The organism is Inquilinus sp. 2KB_23 (genome assembly GCF_052115705.1).
Taxonomy (GTDB): Bacteria; Pseudomonadota; Alphaproteobacteria; order DSM-16000; family Inquilinaceae; genus Inquilinus; species Inquilinus ginsengisoli_A.
Genome location: NZ_JBFRHF010000028.1, coordinates 97,793 through 113,590, shown reverse-complemented (window position 1 = coordinate 113,590; position 15,798 = coordinate 97,793). Strand labels below are relative to the sequence as shown.

The 15,798-nt window shown below is 69.7% G+C and carries 14 protein-coding genes and 1 pseudogene; 8 read left to right on the top strand and 7 right to left on the bottom strand.

Annotated features, from left to right (window positions below; all coding sequences use genetic code 11):
- Window positions 1-491, bottom strand: a pseudogene (locus AB4112_RS29150) (aminodeoxychorismate/anthranilate synthase component I); the annotation flags it as partial.
- Between the two features lie 122 nt (window positions 492-613).
- On the opposite strand from AB4112_RS29150, the gene AB4112_RS29145 reads away from it, so the two are divergent.
- A complete protein-coding gene (locus tag AB4112_RS29145) occupies window positions 614-1,141 on the top strand; it encodes a hypothetical protein (protein WP_441724620.1) in 528 nt (175 codons plus the stop codon).
- A 9-nt stretch (window positions 1,142-1,150) separates the two neighbouring features.
- Here the strand turns inward: AB4112_RS29145 and AB4112_RS29140 are convergent, their stop codons facing one another.
- A complete protein-coding gene (locus AB4112_RS29140; protein ID WP_441724618.1) occupies window positions 1,151-2,323 on the bottom strand; it encodes a nicotinate phosphoribosyltransferase in 1,173 nt (390 codons plus the stop codon).
- Between the two features lie 77 nt (window positions 2,324-2,400).
- Window positions 2,401-3,789, bottom strand: coding sequence for a class II 3-deoxy-7-phosphoheptulonate synthase (locus AB4112_RS29135; RefSeq protein WP_309794572.1), 1,389 nt, complete (start codon window positions 3,787-3,789; stop codon window positions 2,401-2,403).
- A 255-nt stretch (window positions 3,790-4,044) separates the two neighbouring features.
- Between AB4112_RS29135 and AB4112_RS29130 the strand changes: the two genes are divergently transcribed.
- Window positions 4,045-4,530, top strand: coding sequence for a YbjN domain-containing protein (locus AB4112_RS29130; RefSeq protein WP_309794573.1), 486 nt, complete (start codon window positions 4,045-4,047; stop codon window positions 4,528-4,530).
- A 7-nt stretch (window positions 4,531-4,537) separates the two neighbouring features.
- On the opposite strand, the gene AB4112_RS29125 is transcribed toward AB4112_RS29130, so the two are convergent.
- From AB4112_RS29125 to gabD, 4 genes are all read right to left on the bottom strand, one after another.
- Window positions 4,538-5,296, bottom strand: a complete 759-nt coding sequence (locus AB4112_RS29125) for a class I SAM-dependent methyltransferase (protein WP_309794574.1) — start codon at window positions 5,294-5,296, stop codon at window positions 4,538-4,540.
- A complete protein-coding gene (gor, locus tag AB4112_RS29120; RefSeq protein WP_309794575.1) occupies window positions 5,293-6,687 on the bottom strand; it encodes a glutathione-disulfide reductase in 1,395 nt (464 codons plus the stop codon). Before gor ends, AB4112_RS29125 begins: the two co-directional genes overlap by 4 nt.
- Before the next feature lie 179 nt (window positions 6,688-6,866).
- Entirely contained in the window at window positions 6,867-7,580 is a 714-nt protein-coding gene (rpiA, locus tag AB4112_RS29115) for a ribose-5-phosphate isomerase RpiA (protein WP_441724614.1), read from the bottom strand.
- Between the two features lie 63 nt (window positions 7,581-7,643).
- On the bottom strand, window positions 7,644-9,101 hold the full coding sequence (gabD, locus tag AB4112_RS29110; RefSeq protein WP_441724612.1) for an NADP-dependent succinate-semialdehyde dehydrogenase: 1,458 nt from the start codon (window positions 9,099-9,101) through the stop codon (window positions 7,644-7,646).
- Between the two features lie 715 nt (window positions 9,102-9,816).
- On the opposite strand from gabD, the gene AB4112_RS29105 reads away from it, so the two are divergent.
- The 6 genes from AB4112_RS29105 (at window position 9,817) to AB4112_RS29080 (ending at window position 15,570) form a co-directional block, all read left to right on the top strand.
- Window positions 9,817-10,485 carry a CHAP domain-containing protein gene (locus AB4112_RS29105; RefSeq protein ID WP_309794578.1) on the top strand — a complete coding sequence of 223 codons (669 nt, stop codon included), beginning with the start codon at window positions 9,817-9,819 and terminating at the stop codon, window positions 10,483-10,485.
- A 565-nt stretch (window positions 10,486-11,050) separates the two neighbouring features.
- Window positions 11,051-12,664: a glycosyltransferase family 39 protein gene (locus AB4112_RS29100; protein ID WP_309794579.1), complete on the top strand. Its 1,614-nt coding sequence runs from the start codon at window positions 11,051-11,053 to the stop codon at window positions 12,662-12,664.
- Window positions 12,665-12,675: 11 nt separating this feature from the next.
- Window positions 12,676-13,692: a glycosyltransferase family 2 protein gene (locus tag AB4112_RS29095; protein WP_441724610.1), complete on the top strand. Its 1,017-nt coding sequence runs from the start codon at window positions 12,676-12,678 to the stop codon at window positions 13,690-13,692.
- Window positions 13,646-14,560: a ChbG/HpnK family deacetylase gene (locus tag AB4112_RS29090; protein WP_309794581.1), complete on the top strand. Its 915-nt coding sequence runs from the start codon at window positions 13,646-13,648 to the stop codon at window positions 14,558-14,560. Before AB4112_RS29095 ends, AB4112_RS29090 begins: the two co-directional genes overlap by 47 nt.
- Window positions 14,561-14,594: 34 nt before the next feature.
- Window positions 14,595-15,080 carry a YajQ family cyclic di-GMP-binding protein gene (locus AB4112_RS29085; protein WP_441724608.1) on the top strand — a complete coding sequence of 162 codons (486 nt, stop codon included), beginning with the start codon at window positions 14,595-14,597 and terminating at the stop codon, window positions 15,078-15,080.
- An 82-nt stretch (window positions 15,081-15,162) separates the two neighbouring features.
- Complete coding sequence (locus AB4112_RS29080; protein WP_441724606.1) at window positions 15,163-15,570, top strand: DUF2177 family protein; 408 nt, start codon at window positions 15,163-15,165, stop codon at window positions 15,568-15,570.
- Window positions 15,571-15,798: the final 228 nt, after the last annotated feature.

Below are 15,798 nucleotides of genomic sequence, written 5' to 3'. Positions count from 1 at the left end.
TCCTCGGCCCGCGCCGCGGCCCGGCGGCGGCGCGCGGCGGGTCCGGGCTCCGGCCAGCCGGCGGACAGCACGAAGGCCTGCCGCTCCACCGCGTCGAACACGGCGACGCAGTCATAGAGGCCGAAGGCGGCATCGGGCAGGTCGAGCCCTTCCGGCACCGGCGCCGGCATGCGGTCGGCGAAGCGCCCGGCCTCGTAGCCGAGCCAGCCGATCGCGCCCGGCCCGAGCCGCGGCAGGCCGTCCTCGGAATCGATCCGGTAGCGCGCGAGCAGGTCGGCAAGGGCCGCGAAGGGATTCCCGGCCGCATCGGCCGCGACCTCGATCCGGTGGAACGGTTCGGCCGCGATCAGCGACCAGCGGCCGCGCGTGCCGTCGACCAGGGCCGAATCGAGCAGCACCGGCCAGGGGCGATGCCGGATGGCGGCAAAGGCGTCGACCGGATCGCACCAGGCGATCGGGCGGCACACGACACCCGACGCGGTGGCGGGCATGGGAGGGAACCGAGTGGCGAGGCGGTCGTTCACGTGTCGGGCGGGCTCTGTGACGGTCGGCCCGAAGCTAGCACGCGGCGGGCGCGGACACAGCCGGCGCACCACGCCCTCGGGAGGCGTCCATGGAACTGGTTTCGCGCACGGTGTTCTTTCTCGTCAGCGTCATCCTGATGCTTCTGGCCGGCGGGCTGATGGCCTATGCGGTCTATTCGGTGTGGACCACGCTGCACACGCCGGAGGGCGCGATGGACACCGCCCTGCTCGACGTCATCGGCTACCTCATCATCGCCATCGCGGTGTTCGACGTCGCCAAATACCTGCTGGAGGAGGAGGTCGGCCGCGGCCAGGAGCGGCGGCGCGCGTCCGAAGTGCGGAAGAGCCTGACCAAGTTCATGTCGACCATGGTCATCGCCGTTTTCCTTGAAGCCCTGGTGGTGATCTTCAAGGTGGCGCGCGACGACGTGAACCTGTTGCTGTACCCGACCGCGCTGATCGTGGCCGGCACCGGCATGATGCTCGGCCTCGGCCTGTTCCAGCGGCTCAGCGCGTCGGTGGAGCAGGATGTCGAGGCCGGCACGGTCGACGACGAGCCGGACGACCGCAAATCCGACACGCCCCGGCGCAGACGATCGAAACCGGCCCTGCCCTGACGCCCGCGGTCAGATGCCCGAGCCGGCGATGGTGTCCGGCCCCGGCCGGGCGGTGCCGTCGGGCCGCAGCCGCAGCAGCCATTCGCGGCCGACCTTGACCATCGGCTTGCCGTCATATTCGACGATGTCGGCGGTGGCGTAGGTCTCGCTCCACCGCTCCGGCAGGAAGCTGCCGGTGCCGACCACGTCGATCGGCGCCCGGGCCAGCGCCATCACCCGGCACTTGGCCGGGCTGAAGCCGCTGGACACCACGATCCGCACCTTGCCGAAGCCGGCCTCGTCCAGCTTGTCGCGCAGATGGTGGATGGCGGCGGCGGAGACGCCGGTGCCGATCAGGTGGCGCAGTTCCTCCTCGCTGCGATAGCCGCGCACCGCCTCGGGCACGTGGCGCTCCAGCACCGCATAGGATGCGCCGGGGTCCAGCCCCTCCATGTAGCGGCCGCCGCCGGTGTCGATGCGCACCGCCAGCCGGCCGGCCGCCGCCATGTCCGGGAAGCGGCGGCAGACCTCGAGCCCGTCGCTGACCTCACGCGCGAAATAGTCGACCAGCACGGTCAGCGATTCCTCGGGGAAGACCTCGTGGAACATCTCGGCCGCCCGCACGGTCGACCCGGCATAGCCGATCAGGGCATGCGGCATGGTGCCGAAGCCGGCGGGCTGGCCGAAGAAATGCGCCGTCGCGTCGGTGGCGTTGCCGATGAAGCCCTTGGCGTCGTGCTTGCGCTTGGCCCGGGCCGAGCCGACGCTGGCGGCGTAGGCCATCTCCTCCGCCATCTCGGTCCCGGCGCAGTGCCGGGCGTCCATCGCCAGGAAGGCCGCGCGCGGCAGTTCCGCACACATGGTGTAGGCGTTGTAGGCGGCGACGCAGGCGGGACCCAGCTTCTGCAGCAGCACCGTTTCGCAATCGACCAGGTGGCGCAGCGGGCCGGTGATGTAGAGCATCGGCTCACCCGAGCCAACCCATTTGCCCTCGGGGTAGCGCAGCTCGATCTCGACCGCGAAGCCGCGCTCCTTCGCCACCTGCTGCAGCCATTCGACCGCCAGCCGCGGCGCCGAGACCACCGGCCGGCGCATGAAGATGGCGTAGGTGACGCGGGTGTCGCCGAAGCGCTCCACGATCCCCTTGGTGCGCATGAAGTACTTGTCGGTCCAGCGTGACAGATCTTCGACCGAAGGGGTCATGGCCACCATTCCTTTGACGGGCAGGACGCGCAGCGGCCGGCCATCCAGCGCGAGACGGGGCCAGCCGGCACGGGTTGTTACTCCGCCGCCGCGGCGCGCCGCGCCGCGTCCTGGGCGCTGCGTTCCTGCTTCAGCTTCTCGGCGATCAGGAAGGCGAGTTCGAGCGATTGGCTGGCGTTCAGCCGCGGGTCGACCGCGGTCTGGTAGCGCAGCGACAGCGCCTCGTCGGTGATCGCCTGGGCGCCGCCGGTGCATTCGGTGACGTCCTGGCCGGTCATCTCGAAATGCACGCCGCCGGGATGGGTGCCCTCGGCCCGGTGCACGTCGAAGAAGTCGCGCACCTCGGACAGGATGCGGTCGAACGGCCGGGTCTTGTAGCCGGAGGGCGAGGTGATGGTGTTGCCGTGCATCGGGTCGCAGCACCACACCACGTTGCGGCCTTCATCCCGCACCCGGCGCAGCAGCGGCGGGAACTTGTCGGTGACCTTGTCGGAGCCCATGCGCACGATCAGCGTCAGCCGCCCGGCCTCGTTGTCCGGGTTCAGCGCGTCGATCAGCCGGATCAGGTCGTCGGGGTCGAGCGACGGGCCGCATTTCAGGCCCAGCGGGTTCTTCACGCCGCGCAGGAATTCGACATGCGCGCCGTCGGCCTGGCGGGTGCGGTCGCCGACCCACAGCAGATGGGCCGAGACGTCGTACCAGTCGCCCGTGGTGCTGTCGATCCGGGTCAGCGCCTGCTCATAGGGCAGCAGCAGCGCCTCATGGCTGGTGTAGAAATCGGTCTCGCGGATCGCCGGCGTGGTCTCGGCATTGACGCCGCAGGCCGCCATGAACTGCAGCGCCTCGTCGATCCGGCTGGCGAAAGCCTCGTAGCGTTCGCCCTGCGGCGACCGGGTGACGAAGCCGAGGTTCCACTGGTGCACCTTGTGCAGGTCGGCGTAGCCGCCCTGGGCGAAGGCGCGCAGCAGGTTCAGCGTGGCGGCCGACTGGTTGAAGGCCTGGACCATGCGGGCCGGGTCCGGCAGGCGCGAGGCCTCGTCGAAATCGACGCCGTTGATGATGTCGCCGCGGTAGGAGGGCAGCGTGACGCCGTCGATCGTCTCCATGTCGGCGGAGCGCGGCTTGGCGAACTGGCCGGCCATGCGGCCGACCTTCACCACCGGCAGGCCGCCGCCGAAGGTCAGCACCACCGCCATCTGCAGCAGCACGCGGAAGGTGTCGCGGATCTTGTCCGGGTGGAATTCGGCGAAGCTCTCGGCGCAGTCGCCGCCCTGCAGCAGGAACGCCTTGCCGTCGGCGACGCGGCCGAGCGCGGCCTTGAGCGAGCGGGCCTCACCGGCGAAGACCAGCGGCGGATACTTCGACAGGGTCTGTTCCGCCGCCGCGAGCCTGGCCGCGTCGGCGTATTGGGGCATCTGCTTCACCGGCTTCGCGCGCCAGGACTCAGGGGTCCACCGTTCCGCCATCACCGTCACTCCACCACATGCGATGCCGCCCGCTTGCTCCGATCGGGCGGGCGGCGACCGGACCCGAGCCTATACGCCCCCATTTCCGGCATTTCCAGCGTCGCAGCGCCGGGCCTCGCTGGCAAGGACCGTGGTCGTCCGGCCGTCACCAAGACCATCCCACGCAAAGGCGGTATTTTTGCGACCGGGGCCCTTTCGCCTCGACCCGGCCACGATTGCCCTGCATGTCTTGGCTGGGAGAGATCAGGAGTTCCGATGATGCGCGCCGTTGCCCTGCTTGCCGCCGCCGTCCTGCTGGCCGCCGCCCCCGCTTTCGCCGACGACACCCTGCTGAAGTTCACCACCGACAGCGTGGGCAAGGCGCTGAAGAGCGCCGGCCATGCCGACTACACCGTCGGCAAGGACGATTCCGGCGATCCGATGCTGACCCTGCCGGGCGGCGACAGCGGCGCCGACGACGTCCGCGTCTATTTCTTCGAATGCAATGCCAAGGGCCTGTGCGAAGACATCATGCTGCAGGGCAACTACTCGACCGAGAAGACGGTCTACGCCAGCGTGATCAACGCCTGGAACTCCGACAACCGCTGGACCCGCGCCTACATCAACAGCGTCAAGTCGCCGGTGCTGGAGATGGACGTCAACGCCACCGGCGGCATCGGCAAGGCGGCGCTCGAGGTGCTGCTGAACACGTACTTCACCGCCGTGTCGGACTTTGCCACCCATATCGGCGTGAAGCCGTAGGGCCGGCCTATTTCGGGCGGTCCGCGGCGATCAGCAGGAAGGGCGGCCGGCGGCGCTCCTGCTCCAGATCCGGGCGGGACGCCAGCGCCTCCGGCACCGGGCCGGGTTCGTCCAGCCGCGCCAGCACCAGCCCGGCGGCGATCAGGGTGCCGACATAAGTCTCCGTCGTGCGATGGTGCTTGATCACGCCGTCGACGAACCACTGGGTCTGCCGCGGCCCTTCCTCACCATAGCGGTCGACCCGCCAGTGCAGCCTTCGCCCTTCGGCGTCGCGCTGCCATTGGCTGCCGCCCAGCGCCGTGCACATCGGATGTTCGACCGAGAAGGCGAAACGCCCGCCTGGCGCCAGCGCAGCCGCGATACGCCGGACCACGGCCGGATAGTCGGCGACGTAGTGCAGGGCCAGCGAGGACACGACCAGGTCGAACGCCCCCTCCCCTATCGCCACCGTCTCGATCGACGACTGCTCATAGCGGATGGCGGAGTCCTCGGTCCGCTCCCGCGCCGCGGCCAGCATCTTCGCCGAAACATCCACCGCCAGCACCGAGGCTGCGCCCTGCGCCCGGGCGGTGCGGGCGAAGTCGCCGAAGCCGCAGCCGAGATCGAGGATGCGCAGGCCCGCCAGCGAGGCCGGCAGCAGCCGGGCGAAGGCCGGCTGCTCCAGCACCGCGTTCAGCCCGCTTTCCGCCTCGCGCAGGGCGGCATAGCCGGCGAAGAAGGCCGGATCGTCGTAGATGTTCTGCGGCGCGTCCGGCCCTGGCGTCATTCCGCCAGCCCGGGGCTCGCCGGGGCCTCGACCTTGGTCCGCATGGTGACGAACTCCTCGGCCGCGGTCGGATGGATGCCGATGGTGGCGTCGAACTGCGCCTTGGTCGCGCCGCAGGTCAGCGCGATCGCCAGCCCCTGCACGATCTCCGGCGCGTCGATCCCGACCATGTGGCAGCCCAGCACCCGGTCGGTCTTGGGGTCGACCACCAGCTTCATCAGCGTGCGCTCGTCGCGGCCCGACAGGGTGTGGCGCATCGGCCGGAACAGCGCGCGGTAGACGTCGACCGCGCCGTGGCGCTGCCGCGCCGCCGCCTCGGTCAGCCCGACCGTGCCGATCGGCGGGTTCGAGAACACCGCGGTCGCCACGTTCTCGTAGGACGGCACCCGCGGCCGGCCGCCGAACAGCGTGTCGGCCAGGGCGTGGCCTTCGGCGATCGCCACCGGGGTCAGGTTCAGCCGGTCGGTGACGTCGCCCAGCGCGTAGATGTTGGAGACGCTGGTGCGGTACTGGTCGTCGACGATGATCGCGCCGTCGGCGTCGCGGGCGATGCCGAGATCCTCGAGCCCCAGCCCCGTCGAGTTCGGCTTGCGGCCGGTGCAGTACATCACGCCGTCGGCGGCGATCACCTCGCCACCGGCCAGCGTCACCGCCAGGGCGTGGCCGACCTTGTCGATGCGATCGATCTCGGCGCTGAGGCGCAGGGTGATGCCGGACTTGCCCATCTCGGCGGCGAGATGGCCGCGCAGGTCGTCGTCGAAGCCGCGCAGCACCATGGCGCCGCGATGCACCAGCGTCACTTCGGCGCCGAGGCCGTGGAAGATGCCGGCGAATTCGACCGCGATGTAGCCGCCGCCGACGATGACGATGCGCTGCGGCATCCGCTCGAGGTGGAACGCCTCGTTCGAGGTGAAGGCGTGCTCCTTGACCCCCGGACGGTCCGGCAGCACCGGCCAGCCGCCGGTGGCGACCAGGATGCGGTCCGCGGTGACGCGCTTGCCGCCGGCGTCGCCCCCCAGCTGGATGGTGTGGGCGTCGACCAGCACGGCGCGGGCGTCGAACATGGTGACGCCGGCATTGGTCAGCAGCGTGCGGTAGATCCCGTTCAGCCGCCCGATCTCGGCATCCTTGCGCGCGATCAGCGTCGCCCAGTCATGCGATGCCGCGGGCACGGTCCAGCCGAAGCCGGCGGCATCCTCGAAATCCGCGGCGAAATGCGACGCCATGGCCAGCAGCTTCTTGGGCACGCAGCCGACATTGACGCAGGTGCCGCCCCAGTAGCGTTCCTCGGCGATTCCGACGCGGGCGCCGTGCTGCGCCGCGATGCGGGCCGAGCGCACGCCGCCCGACCCGCCGCCGATGACGAAATAGTCGAAATCGTAGCTGACCATGATGAGTCCCGAGGGTGACGCAATGGATACGGTGCGGTGAAACCGGCCGCGCCGCCAAGCCCATATGGGCATTTGCGCCGTGTCCGGTACTGCGGCGCCGGATCACGGCTGGCCCGCGGAAGGACGGCGACTCTATCGCCGCCCCATCGCATCGTCATCCGCCGGATGGGTGAAGGCACCTATGCCCGGCGCAACACCTCGACCCCGCCGTCGGCGCCGCCCACGATGGCCTGCTCGGCGCCGGCCAGGAACAGCCCGGTCTCGACCACGCCGGCGATGGCCTTGAGCTCGCGCTGCAGCCCCAGCGGGTCGCGGATCGGGGCGAAGCCGGCGCAGTCCAGGATCAGGTTGCCGCCATCGGTGCGCAGCACCGCGCCGTCGCGCCGGCGCAGCACCGGGGTGCCGCCGAGCGCGGCCAGCCGCCGCGCCGTCGCCTCCCAGCCGAATTCGGTGACCTCGACCGGCAGCGGCGCCTTGGCGCCGAGCACGTCGACGATCTTCGAGGCGTCGACCACGGCGACGAAGCGCCCGGCCGCCTCGGCCACGATCTTCTCGCGCAGCAGCGCGCCGCCCAGCCCCTTGATCAGGCGCAGCGTCCCGCGCTCGACCTCGTCGGCGCCGTCGATGCAGAGGTCGAGCGCCTCGGTCGCGGCGAAATCGGTCAGCGGGATGCCGAGGTCACGCGCCCGCGCCGCAGTGTGCTCCGAGGTCGGGATGCCGGTGACGCGCAGGCCCTCGTCCCGGATGCGCCGTCCCAGCGCCTCCAGCACCCAGCGCACGGTCGAGCCGGTGCCGAGGCCGAGGCGCATGCCGTCCTCGACCAGCGCCGCCGCGGCCTCGCCGGCGGCGCGCTTGCCCTCTTCCTGCGGTGACAGGACCGGATCCGCCATCATTCACCCCGCCATTTAGATCGAAAAGAGACGCCCGGCCCCGCTGGAGGCCGGGCGAAGCGACCTTCAGCGGTTGAGGCCGCCCATGCACAGATACTTGATCTCGAGATAGTCCTCGATGCCGTATTTCGAGCCCTCGCGGCCCAGCCCGCTCTCCTTCACCCCGCCGAACGGGGCGACGGCGGTGGAGATCAGGCCTTCATTGATGCCGACGATGCCGTATTCCAGCGCCTCGCCCACCCGCCAGATCCGGCCGATGTCGCGGCTGTAGAAATAGGAGGCCAGACCGAACTCGGTGTCGTTGGCCATCTGGATCGCCTCCGCCTCGGTCTTGAAGCGGAACAAGGGCGCCAGCGGGCCGAAGGTCTCCTCCTTCGCCACCTTCATATCAGGCGTCACGTCGGTCAGGATGGTCGGCTCGAAGAAGGTGCCGCCCAGCGCGTGGCGCTTGCCGCCTAGCGCGACATGCGCGCCCTTCTCCACCGCGTCGGCGATGTGCTCCTCGATCTTCTCGACCGCCTTCATGTTGATCAGCGGCCCCTGCTGGGCGCCATCGGTCATGCCGTCGGAGACCTTGAGCGCGCGGACCGCCTCGGCCAGCTTGGCGGCGAAGGCATCGTAGACGCCGTCCTGCACCAGGATCCGGTTGGCGCAGACGCAGGTCTGGCCGGTGTTGCGGTACTTCGAGGCGATCGCCCCGACCACCGCGGCGTCGAGGTCGGCGTCGTCGAACACGATGAAGGGCGCGTTGCCGCCCAGCTCCATCGACACCTTCTTCACCGTGGCGGCGGCTTGCCGGATCAGCAGCTTGCCGATCTCGGTCGAGCCGGTGAAGGTGACCTTGCGCACGATCGGGCTGCCGGTCATCTCGCCGCCGATCTCGCTTGAGGCGCCGGTGATCACCGAGAACACGCCCGCGGGAATGCCGGCACGTTCCGCCAGCTCGGCCAGGGCCAAGGCGGAATAGGGCGTCTCGCTGGCCGGCTTGACCACCATCGGGCAGCCGGCGGCCAGGGCGGCGCCGGCCTTGCGGGTGATCATCGCCGCCGGGAAGTTCCACGGCGTGATCGCGGCGCAGACGCCGATCGGCTGCTTGAGCACGATGATGCGGCGGTCGCCGGCCGGCGCTGGGATGGTGTCGCCGTAGATCCGCTTGCCCTCCTCGGCGAACCATTCGACGAAGCTGGCGGCATAGGCGATCTCGCCGCGGCTCTCGGCCAGAGGCTTGCCCTGCTCCGCCGTCATCAGCACCGCCAGATCCTCCTGATTCGCCATCATCAGGTCGAACCAGCGGCGCAGGATGGTGAAACGCTCCTGCGCGGTCTTGGCGCGCCAAGCCGGCCAGGCCCTGTCGGCTGCGGCGATCGCCCGGCGGGTCTCGGCGGCGCCGGCGCGCGGCACGGTGCCCAGTTGGGTGCCGCCGGCGGGGTTGGTGACGGCGATGGTGCGGCCGTCATCGGCATCGACCCAGGCGCCATCGATGTAACATTGTTGCCGGAAAAGCTTCGAGTCGCTGAGTTTCATCGGTCTCGATCTCCGTTTCCGCAGCGAAATATCCGCCGTCGTTCCGATAGAGGTTCTAGCCCAGCCGGCGGGAGGCAGCAAAGCGAGCCGGAGCGCAGCCATGCGTCAGACGCGGAGCTGACGCGTCCGCGCCAAGGTCCAGAACCGGAACATCCCGATCATTTGTCGGACGATGAAGGGGTTAACAGGCATTGTGACCGCCGTCATTCAAGTAGCGATGGCAGTCAATTGAACCACTCGACTTTCCAGCATCGTGTCGAGGGCCGCCCGATTAACCGATCGGAGCGACCCATGCATTCTGGAAAAACCGAATAATTTTTTAACGCCCGACAGGAATACATGTTGCGGCATCGCTTCAGTACTGGTGTTCCAAATCGGGCGAAAATCTGGCCGTAGGATGTCATTTTTCCTTGGCGGGATTATTTCAGAATGTTACTAGACGTCCTTGCCGGTGAGGGGGCGATGACTGGGGTCATCGGACGAGCCGGACGGAAGGGCGCTGCATCCGATTGGAGCGCCAAGGAGCGAGTGAAGTCCGATTGAACAGCGCAGGGGGGACGGGCCAGTGATGACCCGCGACACTGATCATGCACCACGATTCCGCAACCGGGCCAAGCGCCCCATCAGGTCCCTCACTGTTAGTCTGTTAACGCTCGCCTGCAGCATTGGGTTCCTGACCCAGACTGCGCAGGCGGGATCCCGCACCACACGCGAATTGAACCTGGCCGCCGCGGCCGCTGACGGCCGGTCGGCCCAGCAGGTCGAAGGCGCGGTCCAGAACGCCGCGACGACCAGCCAGGCAGCCCCCGCGCGGGCCGCGGCAGCCGATGACAAGGCGCCGGCCACCCCGTCGCCCCGGCAGGCCACCCAGGCCCGCCGCGCCGTCGCCACTCTCGATGTTCCGCGGGCCCAGCCTGCGGTCGCCCGCAGCGGCACCGAGCAGCGGCTGGTCCAGCGCGTCGCCGCGCTGAAATCCGAGAACCGCCGCTGGTCCTGCGTGCCCTTCGCCCGCGAGCTGACCGGCTTCGCCATCTCCGGCGACGCCTGGCGCTGGTGGGATGGCGCTTCCGGCCGCTACAACCGGGGCCGCATGCCGGCGGTCGGCTCGGTCATCGTCCTCAAGCGCAGCGGCTCGATGCGGCGCGGCCATGTCGCCGTGGTGCGCCGGGTGGTGAGCGCCCGGGAGATCATCGTCGACCAGGCCAACTGGGCGCCGCGTGGCCGGGTGAACGAGCCCAGCCGGGTGATCGACGTGTCGGCGAAGAATGATTGGAGCCAGACCCGCTTCTGGCACCAGCCCACCGGCCAGATGGGCACCACCGTCTACCCCACCTACGGCTTCATCTACGCCTCGACCACCCAGGTCGCCGAACGCGCCGACTGACGGCGCCCCCTTCCGAACCGGCCCCGCAAAAGGCCCGTCCGCAATCGCGGACGGGCCTTTTGCGTTGAGGGAGCGGAGGATCCCTGCCCGCCATGCACACGGCATCAGCCGCTCGGCGGTCACAGTAATATCGAAATAAAAACCTCTCGCCAGGACGTCACTATCCCATCAATATTTCTTCGTCCAGATAGCGCCCGAGAGACCATGCCCTGGTCTACTGAAATATAGCATTCAGTAAATCCCATATACAAAATTGTAATTATCGAACCTGCCGACGGATCGCTATCGTTAGTTGCACCGCGACGTCCGGCTTTCGACAGCCATGGCTTCGCCAGGGCGGGCGCGTGCCCAGACACTGACCAGCGACGGCACTGTGAGCACCAAGGCGGCCCGGACCCCATCTGCCATCGACACCGCCGTCGAGACGGGGCGCCGCCGCCTGCTCACCGGCAGTCTGATCATCGCACAGCTTACGAAAGATTTATCGAATATCGATAAATCATTATTGACGGACAATATTTCCGGGTCGCATAGAGGCCGGACACGATCGAACAGCCCCGGACCCATGCCCTCAGATCCCGCCCTGGCCGGCCTCGACCTCCGCAGCGAGGGCAGCCACCCCCCGCTCAGCATCGTCACCGCCCCGGCCCGGACCCCGTCCTGGAGCGGGACGCTGTGGGTCCCGGCCCTGCTCGGCGCCGGCTTCGTGGCGTGGACGCTGCTGCCGGCCTGGCTGGCGGGCAACCTGCATCCGGACACGCTCGAGGGCCTCTACTGGGGGCAGCACTGGCTGTGGGGCTATCACAAGCACCCGCCCCTGGCGGCCTGGTCGTCCGAACTGGTCCATGCCGCCTTCGGCAGCGCCAACTGGGCCTATTACGCGCTGAGCCAAGCCTACATCGCCGCCGCCTTCGCCGGCATCTGGCTGCTGACCCGGGACATCGCCGGGCGGCGGGCGGCGCTGGTCGCGGTGGTGCTGCTGGCCCTGACCCACTACACCACCTACGCCGCGCCGCGCTTCAACCCGAACACCGTCCAGTTCGCCTTCTGGGCCTGGACCGTGGCCCTGTTCTGGCGCGCCCTGACCCGCGACCGGGCGGTGTGGTGGGGGCTGACCGGGGTCGCCGCGGGCCTGGGCGTCCTGTCGAAGTATTCGATCGGAGTGCTGCTCGCCACCCTCCTCGCCTATCTCCTGCTGTCGCCGTCCGGCCGGCGGCACTTCGCCCGGCCCGGCTTCTACATCGGTCTCGCCGCCTTCCTGGCCGTGATCGCGCCGCACCTGATCTGGCTGCTGCAGAACGACTTCGTCACCCTCGGCTATCTTGCCGATCGCGGCGACGAGACCCTGATCGGCCCCTCCGGCCACCTGGTCGGCCCGCTCAGCTTCCTCGGCGACCAGCTGTTCGCCATCGCCCCGATGCTGCTGGCGGCCGCCATCGGCCTCGGCGCCCTGGGGCGCGAGAGGACCGGCCGCCTGGTCCGGCTCGCCCGCCAGCGGCTCCGCTCCCCGGCCGGCGGCTATCTCGTCTTCGTCTATCTCGTCCCGATCCTCGCCTTGGCGATCGCGTCCGCGGTGACCGGCATCCGGATCCGGACGATGTGGGGCATGAGCTTCGTCCTGGCGGCGCCGCCGCTGCTGGCCCTCGCCCTGCCCGCGCTCACCGGGCAAGGCCTCTCGGGCGGGATCGCGCCCCGCTTCCGCATCGCCGCCCTGGCGCTGGCGCCGCTGTTCCTGGTCGGCTTCACCGTCCTGATGCTGGTCAAGCCGGGCCTGTCGGGCACGCCGAACATCATGAATCTCGACGGCCCCGCCCTGTCGACGGCGGTGGACGCGCTGTGGCGGCGCAGCCAGAGCGGGCCGCTGGAGACCGTGATCGGGACGATCCCGGAGGCCGGCACCGTCGCCCTCTACGCCGGGTCGCGGCCGCAGGTGTTCGAGGATGCCGACCCGGCGCTGTCCCCCTGGGTCGACCCGGCCCGGCTGCTGCAGACCGGCGCCGCCTACGCCTCGCGCCGCCAGCCGGTGCCCGGGCAGCCGATCGCCGGCCTGTGCCCGCAGTCGGTCACCGCCTATCCCTGGCCGGCGCGGACCGCCCTCGGCACCGCGCTGCAGGACCGGACGGTCTGGATCGCCGTGCTTCCCGGCCGCGCCGCCCCCGCCATCACCTGCCCCGGCTGACGAGGGCCACGATGAACTACGCCATCACCACCATCCCGCGGCGCCTCTCCATCGTCGTGCCCCTGTTCAACGAGGCGGAATCGGTGGCCGACCTGCACCGCGCGCTGGAGGCCCTGGCCGGGCGGCTCGACCAGGTCCATGGCCTCGCGGTCGACGTCATCTATGTCGATGACGGCAGCCGCGACGGCAGCGCCGACGTCATCTCCCGCCTGCGCAGCGACCGGCTGCGGGTGGAGCTGATCCGGTTCAGCCGCAACTTCGGCAAGGAGGCGGCGCTGACCGCCGGCCTGGACGCCGCGACCGGCGACGCCGTGGTGTTCATGGATGCGGACGGCCAGCACCCGCCGGAGCTGATCGACACCTTCGTCCGGCACTGGCTGGTCGATGGCGACGACATCGTCTACGCCGTGCGCCGCCGGCGGCAGGAGGGGCTGGGCTACCGCCTGCTGGTCAAGTCCTTCTACAACCTGATGAACGCCGGAAACACCTTCAGGATCACGCCGGACGCGGCCGATTTCCGGCTGTTGTCGGCCAAGGCGGCGGCCGCCCTGCGCGGCATGCGGGAGCGCGGTCGCTTCTTCAAGGGCCTGTCGATCTGGGTCGGGTTCAAGCAGCGCAAGATCGACTACCAGCCGGCGGAGCGGATCGGCGGCACCACCAAATGGTCGTTCTGGAAGCTGCTGCTGCTGTCGCTGAACGGCGTCACCTCGTTCAGCCGCATGCCGCTGCGGATCTCGACGCTGCTGGGCTTCGCCATGGCCCTCACCGCCTTCACCTACGGGCTGTGGATCACCATCGTCTGCCTGGTCCACGGCGTGGCCCTGCCGGGGGTGCCCGGCGTCATCGCCATCCTGGTCCTGATCGGCGGGGTGCTGCTGATCAACCTCGGGATTCTCGGCGAGTATCTCGGCGAGATCCTCGACGAGGTGAAGGACCGTCCCCTCTACGTCATCGCCGAACACATGCGGCGGGAACCTGCCGATGAGCTGTCTCGCACCCTCCAGGCGCATCACGCTGATCGCCGATGACTACGGCCTGGCCCCCGGCGTGTCGCTGGCGATCCGGCAGCTGCTGTCGGCGGGCGCGCTGTCCGGCACCAGTTGCATGACGGTCGGGGCGTTCTGGCCGGATGCGGCCGGCGCCCTGCACGGCCTCGCCGCCGCGGCCGGCCCCCGGGTCGAACTCGGCCTGCATCTGAGCCTGACCGGGCCGTTCGCCCCCCTGTCGCCGCAGCTGCGCAGCGGAGCGGGCTGGCGACGCTTCCCGACCCTCGCCGGCCTGTTCCGGCTCAGCCTGGGCCGGCGCCTGCCGCTGGGGGCCCTGTCGGCCGAGATCGAGGCCCAGTACGCGGCCTTCACCGATGCCCTGGGCCGGCCGCCCGACTTCATCGACGGGCACCAGCATGTGCATCTGCTGCCCGGAATCGCCGAGACGCTGGGCCTGACCCTGCAGAGCGTCGGTGCCCGGCCGCGCTGGATCCGGCGCTGCGGCGACCATGCCCGCCGCATCCTGCGCCGCCCCTTCGCCGCCAAGTCGTTCTTCCTCCAGGCCCTGAGCCGGCGGTCGGATGCGGTGCTCGGCCCCCTGGCCCGGCGCCGCAACGCCAGCTTCTGCGGCATCTATGACTTCGCGGCGCGGGACTATCCCGCCCTGTTCGACCGCTGGCTGGCGACCGTGCCGGACGAGGCCGTGGTGATGTGCCACCCCGGCCTGGTCGACCGGTCGCTGGCCGCGCTCGACCCCGTCACCACGGCGCGCGAGGCCGAATGCCGCTACTTCGCCGGGCCGGGATTCCGCCACGCGCTGCGGCGGCACGACGTGGCCCTGGCGCCGTTCGGCATGCCGGCCGAGGCCGCGGCAGAACCGGAGACTCCCTTCCGTCGCGGAATCGGCTAGACTCGCCGGCCCAGCACCGCAGAGCCGGACGTCCATGCCCTCCTTCGACATCGTCTCGAAAACCGACCTGACCGAAGTCGACAACGCCGTCGCCGGCGTGATGCGCGAGGTCGCCCAGCGCTTCGACTTCAAGGGATCGAAATGCTCGGTCGAGCGCAGCGACGACAAGCTGACGATCATGGCCGACGACGACCTGAAGCTGAAGCAGATGCACGAACTGCTGCGCGGCTACTTCTCCCGCCGCAAGCTCGATGCCGGCGCGCTCGACTTCAAGCCGGTCGAGAAGGCCTCCGGCAACATGGTGCGGCAGGAGGTGGTGGTGAAGCAGGGCATCGACCGCGACCTGGCCAAGACCATCATCAAGGCGATCAAGGACAGCAAGCAGAAGGTCCAGGCCGCGGTCCAGGGCGACGAGCTGCGCGTCACCGGCAAGAAGCTGGACGATCTGCAGGCCACCATCGCCCTGGTGCGCGGGCTGAAGATCGAGATGCCGCTGCAGTACCTCAATTTCCGGGACTGACGCGGCGGCGAAGTCCCTCTGATCCATCGCGGAGACGGCCGCGTATCCTCGACACCAGGGGCGCGACGGATCCGAGGGGACGATGCTCACCATTCTCTGTCTGTACGGCGCGGTCGCGGTCGCCTTCCTCGGCCTCGACGCGATCTGGCTCGGCCTGGTGGCGAAGGGCTTCTACGCCGCCAGCCTGGGCACGCTGCTGGCGGACCGGCCGAATTTCGCGGTCGCCGGGCTGTTCTATGCCGTCTATGTCCTCGGCATCGTCGTCTTCGTCGCCCTCCCCGCCTATGAGGCCGGGTCCTGGGGCCGGGCGGCGATCCGCGGCGCGCTGTTCGGCTGCGTCGCCTATGCCGCTTACGACCTGACCAACCTGGCGACGCTGCGCAACTGGCCGGTGGCCCTGACCGTGGTCGACCTCGCCTGGGGTGCGTTCGTCACCGCCGTCTCGGCCGCAGCCGGCGTCGCCATCGTGCAGGCCGTCCTGGGCCGCTAACCCGTATTTCTCACACTCCCTACGCCCTGCGTCGCCTTGCGGCGAGTCGGATGCGGGAGCGGGACGCGAAAAGCGTATCGGTTGATACGGTTGAGCGGCCCGCCCCCGCAGGCGGCCGCCGCAAGGCGACCCTTCGGGCCGGTTGAAAATGCCGGCGTGGTGCGTCGAACGGCTGGCCCGATGCCACCGCATCGCGCTGCGCCGCTCTCCTGCACCGTCGGCATTTTG

Bases quoted from the DNA above. Each gene is read 5' to 3' on its own strand.
- AB4112_RS29095 (WP_441724610.1), top strand. From the start codon at position 12,676: ATGAACTACGCCATCACCACCATCCCGCGGCGCCTCTCCATCGTCGTG.
- gor (WP_309794575.1), bottom strand. From the start codon at position 6,687: ATGGTCAGCTACGATTTCGACTATTTCGTCATCGGCGGCGGGTCGGGC.
- AB4112_RS29085 (WP_441724608.1), top strand. From the start codon at position 14,595: ATGCCCTCCTTCGACATCGTCTCGAAAACCGACCTGACCGAAGTCGAC.
- AB4112_RS29130 (WP_309794573.1), top strand. From the start codon at position 4,045: ATGATGCGCGCCGTTGCCCTGCTTGCCGCCGCCGTCCTGCTGGCCGCC.
- AB4112_RS29140 (WP_441724618.1), bottom strand. From the start codon at position 2,323: ATGACCCCTTCGGTCGAAGATCTGTCACGCTGGACCGACAAGTACTTC.
- AB4112_RS29080 (WP_441724606.1), top strand. From the start codon at position 15,163: ATGCTCACCATTCTCTGTCTGTACGGCGCGGTCGCGGTCGCCTTCCTC.
- AB4112_RS29135 (WP_309794572.1), bottom strand. From the start codon at position 3,789: ATGGCGGAACGGTGGACCCCTGAGTCCTGGCGCGCGAAGCCGGTGAAG.
- rpiA (WP_441724614.1), bottom strand. From the start codon at position 7,580: ATGATGGCGGATCCGGTCCTGTCACCGCAGGAAGAGGGCAAGCGCGCC.
- AB4112_RS29145 (WP_441724620.1), top strand. From the start codon at position 614: ATGGAACTGGTTTCGCGCACGGTGTTCTTTCTCGTCAGCGTCATCCTG.
- AB4112_RS29100 (WP_309794579.1), top strand. From the start codon at position 11,051: ATGCCCTCAGATCCCGCCCTGGCCGGCCTCGACCTCCGCAGCGAGGGC.
- AB4112_RS29090 (WP_309794581.1), top strand. From the start codon at position 13,646: ATGAGCTGTCTCGCACCCTCCAGGCGCATCACGCTGATCGCCGATGAC.
- gabD (WP_441724612.1), bottom strand. From the start codon at position 9,101: ATGAAACTCAGCGACTCGAAGCTTTTCCGGCAACAATGTTACATCGAT.
- AB4112_RS29125 (WP_309794574.1), bottom strand. From the start codon at position 5,296: ATGACGCCAGGGCCGGACGCGCCGCAGAACATCTACGACGATCCGGCC.